General features: G+C 63.5%; 14 protein-coding genes. 3 read left to right on the forward strand and 11 right to left on the reverse strand.

Annotation, left to right across the window (positions count from 1 at the left end; all coding sequences use genetic code 11):
• Window positions 1-49: 49 nt before the first annotated feature.
• Window positions 50-1,060 carry a 2Fe-2S iron-sulfur cluster-binding protein gene (locus ACTDXD_RS07605; protein ID WP_440126468.1) on the forward strand — a complete coding sequence of 337 codons (1,011 nt, stop codon included), beginning with the start codon at window positions 50-52 and terminating at the stop codon, window positions 1,058-1,060.
• Window positions 1,061-1,150: 90 nt separating this feature from the next.
• On the opposite strand, the gene ACTDXD_RS07610 is transcribed toward ACTDXD_RS07605, so the two are convergent.
• The 4 genes from ACTDXD_RS07610 to ACTDXD_RS07625 form a co-directional block, all read right to left on the reverse strand.
• Window positions 1,151-2,197, reverse strand: coding sequence for a CaiB/BaiF CoA transferase family protein (locus ACTDXD_RS07610; protein WP_440126469.1), 1,047 nt, complete (start codon window positions 2,195-2,197; stop codon window positions 1,151-1,153).
• Entirely contained in the window at window positions 2,194-3,150 is a 957-nt protein-coding gene (locus tag ACTDXD_RS07615; RefSeq protein ID WP_440126470.1) for an LLM class F420-dependent oxidoreductase, read from the reverse strand. Before ACTDXD_RS07615 ends, ACTDXD_RS07610 begins: the two co-directional genes overlap by 4 nt.
• 94 nt (window positions 3,151-3,244) lie before the next feature.
• On the reverse strand, window positions 3,245-3,640 hold the full coding sequence (locus ACTDXD_RS07620; RefSeq protein WP_440126471.1) for a cobalamin B12-binding domain-containing protein: 396 nt from the start codon (window positions 3,638-3,640) through the stop codon (window positions 3,245-3,247).
• Window positions 3,640-5,217, reverse strand: coding sequence for a methylmalonyl-CoA mutase family protein (locus tag ACTDXD_RS07625; RefSeq protein WP_440126472.1), 1,578 nt, complete (start codon window positions 5,215-5,217; stop codon window positions 3,640-3,642). Before ACTDXD_RS07625 ends, ACTDXD_RS07620 begins: the two co-directional genes overlap by 1 nt.
• A gap of 86 nt (window positions 5,218-5,303) precedes the next feature.
• On the opposite strand from ACTDXD_RS07625, the gene ACTDXD_RS07630 reads away from it, so the two are divergent.
• Window positions 5,304-6,134 carry an SDR family oxidoreductase gene (locus ACTDXD_RS07630; protein WP_440126473.1) on the forward strand — a complete coding sequence of 277 codons (831 nt, stop codon included), beginning with the start codon at window positions 5,304-5,306 and terminating at the stop codon, window positions 6,132-6,134.
• A gap of 60 nt (window positions 6,135-6,194) precedes the next feature.
• Here ACTDXD_RS07630 and ACTDXD_RS07635 read toward each other — a convergent pair whose 3' ends face one another.
• Genes ACTDXD_RS07635 through fgd form a run of 3 tightly spaced genes read right to left on the reverse strand, consistent with a single transcriptional unit; the run spans window position 6,195 to window position 9,159 of the window.
• The gene (locus tag ACTDXD_RS07635; protein ID WP_440126474.1) at window positions 6,195-6,485 is read right to left on the reverse strand and encodes a WhiB family transcriptional regulator; all 291 of its coding nucleotides are present in this window, start codon (window positions 6,483-6,485) and stop codon (window positions 6,195-6,197) included.
• A 3-nt stretch (window positions 6,486-6,488) separates the two neighbouring features.
• Complete coding sequence (gene pgi / locus ACTDXD_RS07640; protein WP_440126475.1) at window positions 6,489-8,138, reverse strand: glucose-6-phosphate isomerase; 1,650 nt, start codon at window positions 8,136-8,138, stop codon at window positions 6,489-6,491.
• A gap of 16 nt (window positions 8,139-8,154) precedes the next feature.
• Window positions 8,155-9,159: a glucose-6-phosphate dehydrogenase (coenzyme-F420) gene (gene fgd, locus ACTDXD_RS07645; protein WP_440126476.1), complete on the reverse strand. Its 1,005-nt coding sequence runs from the start codon at window positions 9,157-9,159 to the stop codon at window positions 8,155-8,157.
• 297 nt (window positions 9,160-9,456) lie between these two features.
• Here fgd and ACTDXD_RS07650 point away from each other — a divergent pair, with 297 nt between their 5' ends.
• Window positions 9,457-10,227, forward strand: coding sequence for a DeoR/GlpR family DNA-binding transcription regulator (locus tag ACTDXD_RS07650; protein WP_440126477.1), 771 nt, complete (start codon window positions 9,457-9,459; stop codon window positions 10,225-10,227).
• Here ACTDXD_RS07650 and ACTDXD_RS07655 read toward each other — a convergent pair.
• From ACTDXD_RS07655 to ACTDXD_RS07670, 4 genes are read right to left on the reverse strand one after another with little or no spacing between them, the layout of a single operon-like run.
• The gene (locus ACTDXD_RS07655; RefSeq protein ID WP_440126478.1) at window positions 10,222-11,301 is read right to left on the reverse strand and encodes an ABC transporter ATP-binding protein; all 1,080 of its coding nucleotides are present in this window, start codon (window positions 11,299-11,301) and stop codon (window positions 10,222-10,224) included. The two genes, ACTDXD_RS07650 and ACTDXD_RS07655, sit on opposite strands and share 6 nt — an antisense overlap.
• Window positions 11,302-11,332: 31 nt before the next feature.
• Window positions 11,333-12,661, reverse strand: coding sequence for an ABC transporter substrate-binding protein (locus ACTDXD_RS07660; protein WP_440127576.1), 1,329 nt, complete (start codon window positions 12,659-12,661; stop codon window positions 11,333-11,335).
• Between the two features lie 30 nt (window positions 12,662-12,691).
• Complete coding sequence (locus ACTDXD_RS07665) at window positions 12,692-13,585, reverse strand: carbohydrate ABC transporter permease (protein ID WP_440126479.1); 894 nt, start codon at window positions 13,583-13,585, stop codon at window positions 12,692-12,694.
• Window positions 13,582-14,508 (reverse strand): carbohydrate ABC transporter permease, encoded by a 927-nt coding sequence (locus tag ACTDXD_RS07670; protein WP_440126480.1) that lies wholly within the window; start codon window positions 14,506-14,508, stop codon window positions 13,582-13,584. Before ACTDXD_RS07670 ends, ACTDXD_RS07665 begins: the two co-directional genes overlap by 4 nt.
• Window positions 14,509-14,535 lie beyond the last annotated feature (27 nt).

Consider the following 14,535-nt stretch of genomic DNA (forward strand, 5'->3'; position numbering starts at 1 on the left):
AATAGTACTCTCCTAGTAGCAGAATATCGATACCAGGAGGAGACGGTCCATGGCGAGACCACCTTTGTTCCAGCGCGCGACCGTTACCCGGATCGTGAAGGAGACCGACGACGCCCGCACCTACGTGCTCACCCCCGTGGAGGGGCCGTTCACCTACCAGGCAGGTCAGTTCTGCACTTTCAAGGTCAATGTCGACGGCACAGACCTCTACCGGTCGTACTCGATGTCGAGTGCCCCCGAGACCGACACCGAGATGATGACCACCATCAAGAGAGTTCCCGGCGGCAAGGTCTCCAACTGGCTGCACGACAACGTGGCCGAGGGCGATCAGGTGGAGATCACCCGACCCGCAGGCACCTTCCTGCTGCGCGAAGGGGCAGGGCCGGTCATCGGATTCGCCGGCGGCAGCGGCATCACCCCCCTACTGTCCATCGCGAAGAGTGCGCTCGCCACCACCGACAGGGACGTCCGCCTACTCATCGCAGACCGCGACCGAAACGCTGCGATCTTCGACGCCATGACCGACCAGCTCGTCGAGCAGTACGGCGGACGCCTCACCGTCGTTCGTCACTTCGACGACGACTCCGGCCTGCTCACCCCCGCTGGTGCGCTGGACTTCATCGGCGGCGACACCGCGTCCGACGCATACCTGTGCGGCCCCGAGGCGTTCATGGACATGATCGAGTCCGCCCTCCCCGGCCCCGGCACGGTGTACAGCGAACGTTTCGGTGCCGCCGCGGAACCCGTGAAAGCTGCAGAAGCAGAGCCTCCGGCGCCGGCCGCGCCGGTCGAGGGCACCGTGTCGATCCGGCTGGGCAGCCAGCGCGTGTCTGTGCCACTGCAGGCGGGCGAGACACTTCTCGAAAGCGCGCGGCGAGCAGGTCTGGCACCTCCGTTCTCGTGCGAGGCCGGTAACTGCGCGACCTGCATCGCGAAGATCACCGACGGCAGTGCCACCATGCGCGTCAACGATGCACTCAGCGACGACGAGATCGCCGACGGCTACACCCTCACCTGCCAGGCTGTACCGGACTGCTCCATCAAGGTGCGATACGAGTAGGACGTGCAACACATCGATGGCCTCCAACGAGATTTCGTTGGAGGCCATCGATGTGCCCGGGCTTGTGTTCGCAACAGCGGACCAGAAGGTTCAACCGACTGGAAGCGTGCCGTGCTCGCCCAGCTTCGGCGGCGCTCCGTATTCGGGCTCATAGCCGTCGATGCGGATGGGACTTCCGACGAGCCGGAAGTCACCGGCCTCCACAACCATGGACGGTGTGGCCTCCAGCGCGTCCGGCAGCGACCGGACCGCGGCAGCGGGAACACCCAGCGGACGCAATCGCGATTCCCACCCGGCCGCGGTGTCACCGGCGAGTACTTCGGCGACGACGCGAAGCACCTCGTCTCGCTGTGCCGCGCGCTCGGCCATCGTCGTGAAGCCCTCGATACCCGCTTCGGCGGCGAACGTGCGCCAGAAACCGTCGTGGGTGATGAACAACGCCAGCGTCCCGTCCGATGTCGGGAACAACTGCGCGGGAACATAGTACGAATGCGCACCGCTCGGCATACGGCGCGGTGGGGTGCCCTCGTTGAGATATGCCGACGCCCGGTAATTGAGCTGCGAGAGCATGACGTCGCGCAACGAGACTTCCACCTGGCCGCCACGACCCGACACGATCTGGGCGAGCAGGCCGAGCGCGGCCGTCAGGCCGGTCGAATTGTCGGCCGCCGAATACCCGGGAAGTGTCGGTGGCCCGGCGGGATCGCCGGTGAGGTCGGCGACGCCCGTCACTGCCTGGATGACGTAATCGAATGCGGGGTCGTCGCCCTCGTCGAGGCCGTATCCCGTGAGCGCGACACACACGATCTTGTCGTTGAACCGTCGCAATGCGTCGTAGGTCAAACCGTACTTCCGGATCGCCGACGGCTTGAGATTGACCAGCAGAGCGTGTGATTCGGCGGCAAGCTCACCGAGCCGACGCTGGCCCTCATCGGTGGTCAGGTCGAGACAGATGCTCCGCTTGCCCCGGTTGAGACTCGCGAAGTACGCGTCGCTGACCTGCCGTGACAGATCCCCTGTCGGTGGTTCGATCTTCGTGACCTCGGCCCCGAGATCCGCGAGCATCATCGTTGCGTACGGTCCGGCAAGAATATGGCCGACCTCGAGGATCCGGATACCTGCGAGGGGACCGGTCACCGCAGTTCCTTCGCAAGCTCGGCGACGACCTCACGTGTGCGGTACTTCGACGCGACCAGTTCGTCGCGGTTGTTTCCGATGGGAAGCAGGCGCATCGACAGATCGGTCACGCCTGCGTCGCGGTACCGCTTGAACCCGGCGAGGATCGAGTCCTCGTCGCCGACGATGGCCATCTGACCGATGTCCTTTGCCTCGCCCTGCTCGAGCAGACGCTGGTAGTTCGGCGAGATCTCGGCCTCGGCGAGGATGCGGTTGGCGCGTTCACGCGCGACGTCCTCTTCGCCCGGTGCGCACAGACACACGGGCACACCCGCGACGATGCGCGGGTCGGGTCGTCCCGCGTCTGCGGCGGCCTTGGTGATGCGCGGAACGATGTGCTCTCCGATCGCGCGCTCGTCGGCCATCCACAGGATCGTTCCGTCGGCCCGTTCACCGGCGATCTTCAGCATGACGGGGCCCAACGCGGCAACCAGGAGGGGCATCGGTGCCACAGGTCCGATGTCGAGCGGGTTGTGCACGGTGAACGTGTCGTTCTCGACATCGATCGAGCCGGGCAGATCCTTGATGCCGCCGAGCACGTCGAGGTAGTCCCGGGTGAACTTGGCGGGCTTGTCGTAGGGCAGGCCGAGCATGTCCTGCACGATCCAGTGGTGCGACGGACCGACCCCCAGAGCGAGTCGACCATCGAGCGCGGCATGCGTGGACAGCGCCTGGCGCACGAGATGCACGGGATGCTGCGCCTGCAGTGGCACCACTGCGGTCCCGATCTCGATTCGGCTCGTCCTCGTGCTCATGAGGGCGATGGCAGTCAATGCGTCGAAGTCGGTGGGGATCTGCGGGACCCACACGGTGTCGAATCCGGCGGCCTCCGCCCATTCGACGTCCTTCAACATCCGGTCGACCTTGCGGTTGGTGTCCCCTTGCTCGGGTCCGACCATCACTCCGATCCGCACGATTCCTCCAGCATTCGAGTTCGTTGTCTGCGCGGCCCGGTGGCGCGCTCGGTGGGCCGGGCTCGAAAGTGACTACATCTGGACTTGATTCCGCTCAGCGTGTGTTCTCGGTCAGCTTGCGCACTCCCGCTACCAATTCGTCGAGTGGCGTGCTGGTGGGGAACACTGCGGCAGCGCCCGCTGCGAGAAGTTTGGGAACGTCGGACTGAGGAATGGTGCCTCCGACGATCACGTCGATGTCACCTGCGTCTGCAGCACGCAAAGCCTCGACGACCTTCGTCGTCAATGCGACGTGCGCACCCGAGAGAATGCTCAGACCCACCACCGCGACGTCCTCTTGGATGGCGATGGACACGATGTCCTCGACCTTCTGGCGGATTCCGGTGTAGATCACCTCGAAGCCGGCGTCGCGCAGAGCGCGCGCCACGATCTTGGCGCCACGATCGTGGCCGTCGAGTCCGGGCTTTGCGACGAGAACGCGGGCGGTCATCAGAACACCACCGGCTGCTGGAACTCGCCCCATACGGACTTCAGCGCGGACACCATTTCGCCGACCGTGCAGTAGGCGTTGGCGCAGTCGATCAGGGAGTGCATCAGATTGTCGGTTCCTTCCGCGGCGCGGGACAGTGCGGCGAGGGTGCTGCGCACGGCCTCGGGATCACGCTCGGCCTTCACTTTCGCGAGGCGCTTCAGCTGCATCTCACGGCCTTCGGCATCGAGTTCGTAGGTGGAGATCTCCGGCGCGGGCTCGTCGGAGACGAATTTGTTGACTCCGACGACGGGACGCTCGCCGCCTTCGATCTCCTGGTGGAGCTTGTACGCCTCGTCGGCGATGAGGCCCTGGAGGTACCCGTCCTCGATAGCGCGGACCATGCCGCCGTGTTGCTCGAGGTCGGTCATGATCTCGATGATGCGTTCTTCTGTGCGGTCGGTGAGTGCCTCGACGAAATAGGACCCTCCGAGCGGATCGGCCACTCGGGTCACGCCGGTCTCGTAGGCGAGCACCTGCTGGGTGCGTAGTGCGAGCGTCGCGGATTCCTCGCTCGGCAGTGCGAACGGTTCGTCCCATGCCGCAGTGAACATCGACTGAACGCCGCCGAGCACAGAGGCCATGGATTCGTAGGCCACACGGACGAGATTGTTCTGCGCCTGCGGCGCGTAGAGCGAAGCTCCACCCGCGACACAACCGAACCGGAACATCGATGCCTTGTCGGTGGTGGCACCGTAACGCTCGCGGACGATCGTCGCCCAACGACGCCGTCCTGCACGATATTTGGCGATTTCCTCGAAGAAGTCGCCGTGTGTGTAGAAGAAGAACGAGATCTGCGGCGCGAACTGGTCGATGGTCATGCGGCCGCGTTCGATCACGGTGTCGCAGTACGTGACCCCGTCGGCAAGGGTGAAGGCCATCTCCTGGACCGCGTTGGCTCCCGCATCGCGGAAGTGTGCGCCTGCCACCGAGATCGCATTGAAACGCGGAACTTCTGCGGCACAGAATTCGATCGTGTCGGCAATCAGTCGCAAGGATGGCTCGGGCGGCCAGATCCAGGTGCCCCTGGACGCATACTCTTTGAGGATGTCGTTCTGGATGGTGCCGGTGAGCTTCTCTCGCGACACACCCTTGCGTTCGGCAGCAGCCACATAGAAGGCAAGCAGAATCGCGGCGGTGCCGTTGATCGTGAAGCTGGTGCTGATCTTGTCGAGGGGGATGCCGTCGAAGAGGATCTCGGCGTCGGCGAGGGTGTCGACGGCGACGCCGACGCGCCCCACCTCCTCGGTGACCTCGGGGTCATCGGAGTCGTAACCGCACTGGGTGGGCAGGTCCAGCGCGACCGAGAGCCCGGTCCCGCCCTGTTCGAGCAGGTATCTGTAGCGACGGTTGGATTCCTCGGCGGTGCCGAAGCCCGAGTACTGACGGAAGGTCCACAGCCGTCCCCGATAACCGGAAGCGAAGTTCCCACGGGTGAAGGGGAATTTTCCGGGCAGGGGTAGTTCACGCTCTCGGTCCCCCGACCCGTAAACCGGATCGAGCGGGATCCCGGACGAGGTTTCCACGATATCGCTCACGCCGGATACCTTACTTGCAGAAAATGAGAATGCCAATATCATCGGTGAGAACGAGTCAGTGGTATGAAATCCGAGTAGGGAGAACGATGACGAGCCAGCATGCACTTCGCGACCGCACGATGGTTGTGTCCGGCGCCAGCCGCGGCATCGGACTTGCGATCGCCGTCGCAGCCGCAGCGCAGGGCGCGAACGTAGTGCTCCTGGCCAAGACCGGCGAACCCCACCCGAAGTTGAAGGGCACCGTGCACACGGCTGTCGCCGACATCGAAGCGGCCGGCGGAAAAGCCGTCGCGATCGTCGGCGACGTACGCAAGGAGGAGGACGTACAGCGCGCCGTCGACACCGCCGTCGAACGATTCGGCGGCATCGACATGTGCGTCAACAACGCGAGCGCGATCGGTACCGAACCGACCGAGCATCTGTCCGCGAAGAAATACGACCTGATGCAGGAGATCAACTGCCGGGGTACCTTCCTCCTCACGAAGGCAGCCCTGCCGCATCTACGCAAGTCCGAGAACGGACACATCCTCACGATCGCCCCGCCGATCAACATGAACCCGTACTGGCTGGGCGCGCATCCCGCGTACACGCTGTCCAAGTACGGAATGTCGCTGCTGACACTGGGGTTCGCGGCAGAGTACGCCGAGGCAGGAATCGCCGCTAACTGCCTGTGGCCGGAGACCTATATCGCCACCTCAGCGGTCGCGAACATGCAGGACGGCGATAACCTGCTGTCCTCGTCGCGCAGCCCCGAGATCATGGCCGACGCCGCGGTGGCAATCCTGTCGAGTCCTGCGAAGACCACCAGCGGAAAGTGCTATATCGACGCCGACGTGCTCACTGCGGCGGGTATCACCGATCTCTCGCGTTACGGTGGTGGCGACAACCCGCAACGGGATCTGTTCCTCGACGCCTGAAAATCGCACACGCACAACGGCACCGAGTGCATTCACTCGGTGCCGTTGTGCATCGGCGCGCTATCGGACCACACGCCGCCTGCGTGCAGCCTGTCGTTCCTCCTCGGTCATACCGCCCCATACCCCGTATCGCTCACCGGATTCCAGAGCGTAGCGAAGGCATTGCATACTCACCGGGCACGAGTGGCAGATCCGCTTCGCAGCCTCGATTCGCTCCTCTCGCGGTTCGCCGCGCTCGTTGTCGGGGTGGAAGAAGATCGCGCCGTCGACGTCGCGGCATGCGGCGTCCATCTGCCAGTCCCACGACTCCGCGACCGGCGGAGGAAGTTTGAGCAGTTTCAGAGCGGGCATGGGTCACTCTCCCTTCGACATCTCTCGATAGATTCGGATGAGGGCGTCGGTGGACGCATCACCGGTCGCAGGATCGCTGCCTTCGGTCAACGCCGCCTGCAGTTGCGTTGCCTGCACCTTCCCCAGTTCCACACCCCACTGGTCGAACGAGTCGATCCCCCACACGACGCCCTGAACAAACACCTGATGCTCGTACAGCGCGATGAGCTGCCCGAGTGTCGACGGGGTCAGTTTCGGTGCAAGGATGGTCGTCGACGGCTGATTACCCGGCATCACTTTGTGTGCCACCAACTCTTCGGGCGTGCCGTCGGCCCGCACTTGGTTTGCAGTGCGGCCGAATGCCATCACCTTCGACTGCGCGAAGCAGTTCGCCATGAGCACATCGTGCATACTTCCGGTTCCGTCGGCAGTGGGAAGGTCGTCCGTCGACGTGGCGAATCCGATGAAATCGGCAGGTACCAGGTGCGTTCCCTGATGAAGTAACTGATAGAACGCATGCTGTCCGTTCGTTCCCGGCTCGCCCCAGAAGATCTCGCCGGTCGCGCATCCCACCGGAGTTCCGTCGGCGCGTATCGATTTGCCGTTCGACTCCATGGTCAGCTGCTGCAGGTAGGCGGGAAAACGTACGAGGTCGTTGGAGTACGGCAGCACAGCACGCGATTGCGCACCCAGGAAACTCGTGTACCACACGCCGAGCAGGCCGAGCAGGACCGGAGTGTTCTTCTCGAGGGGCGCCGTTCGGAAGTGGGTGTCGACGCGGTGGAACCCTTCGAGCAGTTCGGCGAATCGCTCTCGACCGACCGCACACATCACCGACAGCCCGATCGCAGACCCCACCGAGTACCGTCCGCCGACCCAGTCCCAGAAGCCGAACATGTTGGCCGGGTCGATCCCGAACTCTTCGACCCGCTGTGCGTGTGTGGACACCGCCACGAAATGCGCCGCGACCGCGTCATCTCCGAGCGTCGCGACAAGCCAGCGTCTCGCAGAGGTCGCGTTCGTCAGGGTCTCGACCGTCGAGAACGTCTTGGAGGCCACGATGAACAATGTCGTCGCCGGATTCAGACCGTGGAGGGCCGCCGTGAGATCGGCCGGATCGACATTCGACACGAATCGCACCTGCGGACCGTCGTGGTAGTGCCGCAGGGCACGCGTCACCATCACCGGTCCCAGGTCCGATCCACCGATCCCGATGTTGACCACCGTCGCGATCTTCTCGCCGGTCGCTCCGCGCCACCGGCCGTCGCGGACGCGGTCGGTGAACTCACCCATCGCCTCGAGCACCTCGTGCACGTGGGCTACCACATTCTCACTGTCGATCCGCAACTGTGCGGTCGACGGCAGCCGCAGCGCGGTGTGCAGGACCGCTCGGTCCTCGGTGACGTTGATGTGCTCACCGGCGAACATCCGGTCGCGTGAGGCCTCGACCCCCGTCGCGCGAGCGAGGTCGAGGAGCAGATCCCTCGTGTGGGTGGTGATCCGGTGTTTGCTGTAGTCGATCTCCAGATCCGCGGCGGTGACTGTCATCGCCGTGGTCCGGGCAGGATCTGCCGTGAACAATTCGCGCAAGTGCAACGACTCGACATCGGCGCGATGGGCGTCGAGCGCCTTCCACTGCGGAAGGGTGGTCACATTCTGTGCAACCGAAGTCATCTCGTCGTCCGTCCGTTCACGCGAGGGCGCGCAGACGCGGAGCCAGATCCCGCTCGAACAACTCCAGAAAACGCCTCTGATCATGACCCGGCGCGTGAAAGACCAAATGGTTGAGACCGGCATCGATATACGCCCTGACCTGTTCGACCGCGGCATCCGGATCCGACGCCACAATCCACCGCTTCGCCACGTGCTCGATCGGCAGAGCGTCGGCAGCCGCCTCCATCTCCACCGGATCCTCGATCGAATGCTTCTGCTCCGGCGTCAACGACAACGGCGCCCAGAACCGCGTATTCTCCAGCGCCAACTCCGGATCCGTGTCATACGAAATCTTGATCTCGATCATCTTGTCGATCCCCGCCACCTCACGCTCGGCCTTTGCCGCACCCTCGGCCACCGCAGGCAACAACTTGTCGGTGTACAACTCCATCCCCTTACCCGAGGTACAGATGAACCCATCACCCGCCCGACCCGCATACCGCGCCACCACCGGACCACCCGCCGCGACATACACCGGAACACCACCGTCGGGCACGTCATAGATCGACGCCCCCACCGTCCGGTAGAACTCCCCCTCGAAATCCACACGATCACCGGTCCACAACGCCCGCATCAACCGCACCGACTCCCGAAGACGAGCAAACCGCTCCTTGAACTCCGGCCACGCATCGCTGTACCCCGTCGCGATCTCATTGAGCGCCTCACCGGTCCCCACACCCAGCATCACCCGCCCCGGATACAAACACCCCATCGTCGCGAACGCCTGCGCGATCACCGCCGGGTTGTACCGGAACGTCGGCGTGAGCACCGACGTCCCCAACTGCAACCGCTCGGTACGTTCCCCCACCGCCGTCATCCACGCCAACGAGAACGGCGCATGCCCACCGTTGTGCCGCCACGGCTGGAAATGATCCGACACCGTCGCCGAATCCATCCCATGCGCCTCGGCGAGCACACCGAGCTCGACCAGTTCACGCGGACCGAACTGCTCGGCCGATGCCTTGTATCCCAACTTGAGCATTACGTGTGACCTCCGAAAGACGACGTCGTATGCGGTCGACCGAGGTCCGTAAGTCGAGGAACCTCGGCGGTTCCGGTGTTCTGGGCGAACTTCTCTTCTCGGTAAACTTCAGGTTCGTGACAACTTCGCGAGTTCTGCGCGAGAACGTGCACGTTCTGCTCGAAATAATGCACAGTTTCGCGCAGGAGTGTCAACATCTACGCGCGTTCTGCGTGTCGGTGCGCTATGGTCGTCACCAATCGAGCAGACTCTCGATCTCGACCGCCCAATACCCACGCACCGATCCGAGGAGCATTCGTGTCCGCGAGCGCACGACGACGTGAGATCTTCACTCGAGTACTCGCCGACGGATATGTCGACGCGAAGACACTGTCGGCGGCCCTCGGCGTCGACTCCTCCACCATCCGGCGCGACCTCGACGCACTGGCCCGCGACGGCAGGGTCGAACGTACTCACGGGGGCGCCAAGGCGATCGATGGCGCGTCGTTCGAAGTCCCGTACGCGCTCAAACAGGACGTACGCCGCGCCGAGAAATCGGCGATCGCGTCGGTCGGTGCCGCCCTCGTGTCCGACGGCGACAGTGTCATTCTCGACAGCGGCTCCACCACCTATGAGGTGGCGGTCGCGCTCCGTGAGAAATCGTCGCTGACCGTGCTCACCAACGATCTCCGTATCGCGAAGTTCGTCGCGTCGTTCCCCGACGTACGGCTGCTGGTATCCGGGGGCGAGTTGCTCGGCTCCGTCTACACGCTGATCGGCGACCATGCCGTCCGGTTCATGTCGCACTATTCGGCCGATTGGGCGTTCCTCGGGGCAGACGCGATCGATCCTGCCGCCGGAATCACCAACAACAACACGCTCGAGGTTCCCATCAAACGCGCCCTGATCGCCGCGGCCGCACACACGGTGGTCGTCGCCGACCACGCCAAGTTCGGGCGGCGAGCCCTCGCAAAGGTGGCTGCCCTCGATGAGGTGAACACGATTGTCACCGACTCCGGGCTCGACGGCGACCAACGCGAACTCTACGGCGATGCCTTGATGATTGCCGACGTACCCCCCGCGTCATGACCTGATGCGTCTGCCGGTTTCGGCCGAAAAGAAGCAGACCTCACCGGATTTCGGAATCAAGTAGATTTCGTCACCGTTCGCGATGGGGGTTCGCCGATCCCACCGCACCACGATCTTCCCGACACCGTCGGCCGGGTCCGCCGATACCGCGTGAACGAACGATTCGGCACCGAGTTCCTCGACGAGTACCGTCCGCAATGTCCACGAATCGTTTCGCCATGCTCCGACCGGCGTCCACGATTCCGGCCGCACTCCCAGCACCACGCGACCGGCGTCGATGGACCGGGGCGCCGAAATCTGCAGCGCGCCGAGCTTCGCCGACCCGTCCTGCACCGGCACCTCGACGAGGTTCATTCCTGGCGACCCGACGAATCCGGCCACGAAAGTGTTGACGGGGTCGTCGTAGAGTGTCCGCGGGGCGGCGACCTGCTGCAACCGGCCACCATCGAGCACTGCGACCCGGTCCCCCATCGTCATTGCCTCGACCTGATCGTGGGTGACATACACCGTCGTGGTCTCCAGTCTGCGCTGGAGCTCGGCGATCTGGGCCCGGGTACTCACCCGTAGTTTCGCGTCGAGGTTCGACAGCGGTTCGTCCATACAGAACACCGCCGGGTGACGAACGATGGCTCTTCCCATGGCCACTCGTTGGCGCTGTCCACCCGAGAGTTTGCCCGGTTTGCGGTCGAGCAGCTGTTCGAGTTCGAGCATTCTCGCAGCCTCGAGCACACGCTTCGTACGCTCGGGTTTCTTCATCCCGCCGTTCTGCAACGCGAAAGCCATGTTCTCGGCCACGGTCATGTTCGGGTACAGCGCGTAATTCTGGAACACCATCGCCACATCACGAGCCTTGGGTGGCAATCCCGTCACGTCGCGTCCACCGATCTCGACGCGGCCGGAATCGACCGCCTCGAGACCGGCAAGCATGCGCAGACTCGTCGACTTTCCGCACCCGGATGGGCCCACCAGCACCAAGAACTCGCCGTTCGCGATCTCGAGGTCGAGCGAATCGACCGCCGGGCGCTCCGAACCGGGGTAGCGATGCGTGACATTCCGGAAACTGATCTGGGCCACTGGGTCCGTACCTCTATCTGTGAATGTGTGCTTACAGGTTCGGGGTGATCTGGCGATCGATGATCTGCTGCAGCTGATCCTGAATCTCTGCGAATGTCACAGCGACGTCGGCGTTCTGCAGCGCGATCTTCTCGAGACCGGTTCCGATCACCTGGTCGGCACCAGGAACGAACACGCGGGCGTAGTCCTGGGACCGAGTGACTGCGAGCTGGTCGACGGCGGTGCGCGCGTTGGGGTTCTGGTCGAGGTACTTCTTCATGTCGTCGTTCTCGACCGCGGACTTCCGGACCGGCATGTACCCGGTGTTCTGAGAGAAATACGCCGTGTTGTCACCGCTGGTGACGAAGTCGATGAACTTCAGCGCGTTGGCTTTGCGTTCGTCGGAGATGCCGGATGGGATTGCAAGGCCTGCACCACCGGTCGGGCAGCCGGGGCCGTCCGGCGCGGGCAGGAATGCGGTGCCGAAGTCGAAGGCCGCGTTGCTGGTGATGCCGGACAGGTCACCGGTGGACGCGATCGTGGACGCGAGGAGGCCGGCCGAGAAGTCGTTGGCGATGTCGTTCGAGACGGACGCGTACTTCTTGGTGTGGATCATGCCCTCGAGGAACTTGCCTGCCTCGATGGTCTTCGGGTCGGTGAACTTCAGATCCCAGCCGTCGGAGTAGGCCCCGCCGAATGTCCAGATCGGCCCCTCGAACGTCCAGCCGAGGTAGTCCGCGGCATTACCCCAGCCATGCGCCCACTTGCCACCACCGACGACCTCTTGAATGCGCGGTCCCCACTCGTCGAACTCCGCCCACGACTCGGGGCCGCGGTCGGGCAGCCCGGCCTGATTCCACACGTCCTTGTTGTAGTAGAACAGCGGCGTCGACCGCGCATAGGGAAGCGCGAAATGGATTCCGTCGTACCGGTAGTCGGCGAGAAGCGAGTCGACGTAATCGTCGGTGTCGACGCCGACGCTCGCGAACAGGTCGTCGAGCGGCGTGATGGCACCGGTGATCGCGTAGTTGAACCACCACACGTCGGACAGGACGACGACGTCCGGCAGGTCACCACCGGTCAGCGCGGCGTTGAACTTCTGCGACACCTCTTCGTAATTCTTGCCACCGTCGATCAGGTTGACCGTCAGACCGGGGTTCTGCGCCTGGAAGCGGCCGATCAGTTCTTTCTCGATCTCGATCGACTTGCCGGGGTGGTTGGACCAGAAGTTGATCGTGGTGGCGTCGCCGGACCCTACCGACCCCGATGCGCCGGACGAGCCGGTCGAGCCGTCGCCGGTTCCTGCGCACGCGGCCAGAGCCGCACTCGTCGCAAGGAGACCCGTCAGCCCAAGGAAGCCGCGCCTGTTCAATTGCCTGATGTCGATACCCATTACCAGCTCCCTGAGTGTTCAGCCCTTGACCGCACCGGAGGTGAGGCCCTTGATCATGTGTCGTTGCAGGAGAAGAAAAACCACGAGGATCGGGAGCATCGCGAGCACAGTGCCCGCCATGACCGGACCCCAATTGGTGACGCCGTCGTTGTTCTGGAGCAGCGTCAGCCCGATCGGCAGTGGCGCTACGGATGCGTCGTCCGCCATGAGAAATGGCCACAGATACTCGTTCCACTCGTTCACCACGGTGATGATCGCGAATGCGACCATCGTCGGCCCCGATACCGGAAGCACTACCCGCCACAGCAGCCGCACCGGGCCGGCCCCGTCCATCCTTGCGGCTTCGATGATCTCGGCCGGAATCGACAGGAAGTGATTTCGCATCAGGAAGGTGCCGAAGGCGACGCCCGCGAGTGGAACGATGATGCCCTGGAAGGTGTTGCGCCACCCCCATTCCGCGATCAATGCGTAGTTGGAGATGACGGTGATCTGGTTGGGCACCATGAGCGCTGCGATGATACCGAGGAACACGATGTTCTTGCCGGGGAAACGAAGGAAGACCAGCCCGTACGCGCTGAGTACACCGAGCACGAATTTGACGCCCGCGAGGACCGAGGTGATGATCACCGAGTTGCGGAGGAATGCAAAGAACTCGACGGATTGCACAGCCTCGGAGTAGTTCTGAGGATGGAACGTGGCCGGCCACCACGTCACCGGGATCGTGTAGATGTCCGGCCGCTCCTTGAACGAAGTCATGACGATCCAGTACAGCGGCAACCCCACGATGATCAGAACACACAGCATGGCGGCATAGCCGAACACCTTCACGAGACGTTCGCGTCGCACGTGGGTAGCGGCATCCACCGGCTCGGGTTCGGCGTGGAGGGTAGGACGGTCGGCGAGAGCAGTCACTTCTGATCTCCTCGATCCATGATGCGCACCTGGTATACGGTCACCGCAAGCAGCACCATGAACATGATGGTGGCGACAGTTGCTCCGTATCCGGCGCGGAAGTTGCGGAAGGATTCGTCGTAGATCTGGAACACCATCGTGGTGGTCCCGGTGCCGAGTGGGCCCCCGCGCGTCATCACGTTGATGATGTCGAACACCTGGAACGAATTTAGCAGCACTGTGATCGACAGGAAGTATGTGGTCGGGCGAAGCTGCGGTAGCACGACCCTGCGGAAAGTGGTCCACCCGGATGCCCCGTCGATCGCTGCGGCCTCACTCAGTTCGGGGCGCAGTCCCTGCAACGCGGCGAGATAGATGACGAAGGTATAGCCGAGGTTCTTCCACAGATAGGTCAGTGTCACCATCACCAGCGCCCAGGTGGGATCCTGGTAGAAGTTGGGCGATTCGATTCCGATCCGGGCCAGAACATCTTGGACGAGACCGAAGTTCGGATCGAATACGAACTGGAAGGCGACACCGACAGCGGCGCCGGAGATGACGAACGGTGCGAACAGCGCGGAGCGGACGAGGTTGCGGCCGATCAGTTTTCGGTCGAGGAGCAGGGCGAGACCCAGCCCGGCCACCATCGAGCCGATGACGGCAGCCGCGGTGAAGAAAATCGTGTTTCCCACGATCTGCCAGGTATCGGTCCTGCCGAACCATTCGCGGTAGTTTCCGAATCCGATGAACGTCGCAGTGGGACTGGCGATGTTCCATTCGAAGAACGACAGCCGGATGTTGTCCACCAGGGGTCGATAGGTGAACAGGATCAGCAGCGCGAGGTTCGGCCCGACAAGCACCGTGAACAGCGCATAGTCGGTCCAGGGACGGCCGCGGAGTCCACGACTCGTCTGCGGCAGTGTTCGTTCCGGACTCGATGACACCGAGGCAGTTTGGCCGTCATCGGCGAA

It is taken from the genome of Rhodococcus sp. SJ-3 (assembly GCF_051918125.1).
Taxonomy (GTDB): Bacteria; Actinomycetota; Actinomycetes; order Mycobacteriales; family Mycobacteriaceae; genus Rhodococcus.

What these genes read in the sequence shown, in the direction of transcription:
- ACTDXD_RS07605 (WP_440126468.1), top strand. Translation starts at nt 50, where the DNA reads ATGGCGAGACCACCTTTGTTCCAGCGCGCGACCGTTACCCGGATCGTG.
- ACTDXD_RS07620 (WP_440126471.1), bottom strand. Translation starts at nt 3,640, where the DNA reads ATGACCGCCCGCGTTCTCGTCGCAAAGCCCGGACTCGACGGCCACGAT.
- ACTDXD_RS07630 (WP_440126473.1), top strand. Translation starts at nt 5,304, where the DNA reads ATGACGAGCCAGCATGCACTTCGCGACCGCACGATGGTTGTGTCCGGC.
- ACTDXD_RS07635 (WP_440126474.1), bottom strand. Translation starts at nt 6,485, where the DNA reads ATGCCCGCTCTGAAACTGCTCAAACTTCCTCCGCCGGTCGCGGAGTCG.
- pgi (WP_440126475.1), bottom strand. Translation starts at nt 8,138, where the DNA reads ATGACTTCGGTTGCACAGAATGTGACCACCCTTCCGCAGTGGAAGGCG.
- fgd (WP_440126476.1), bottom strand. Translation starts at nt 9,159, where the DNA reads ATGCTCAAGTTGGGATACAAGGCATCGGCCGAGCAGTTCGGTCCGCGT.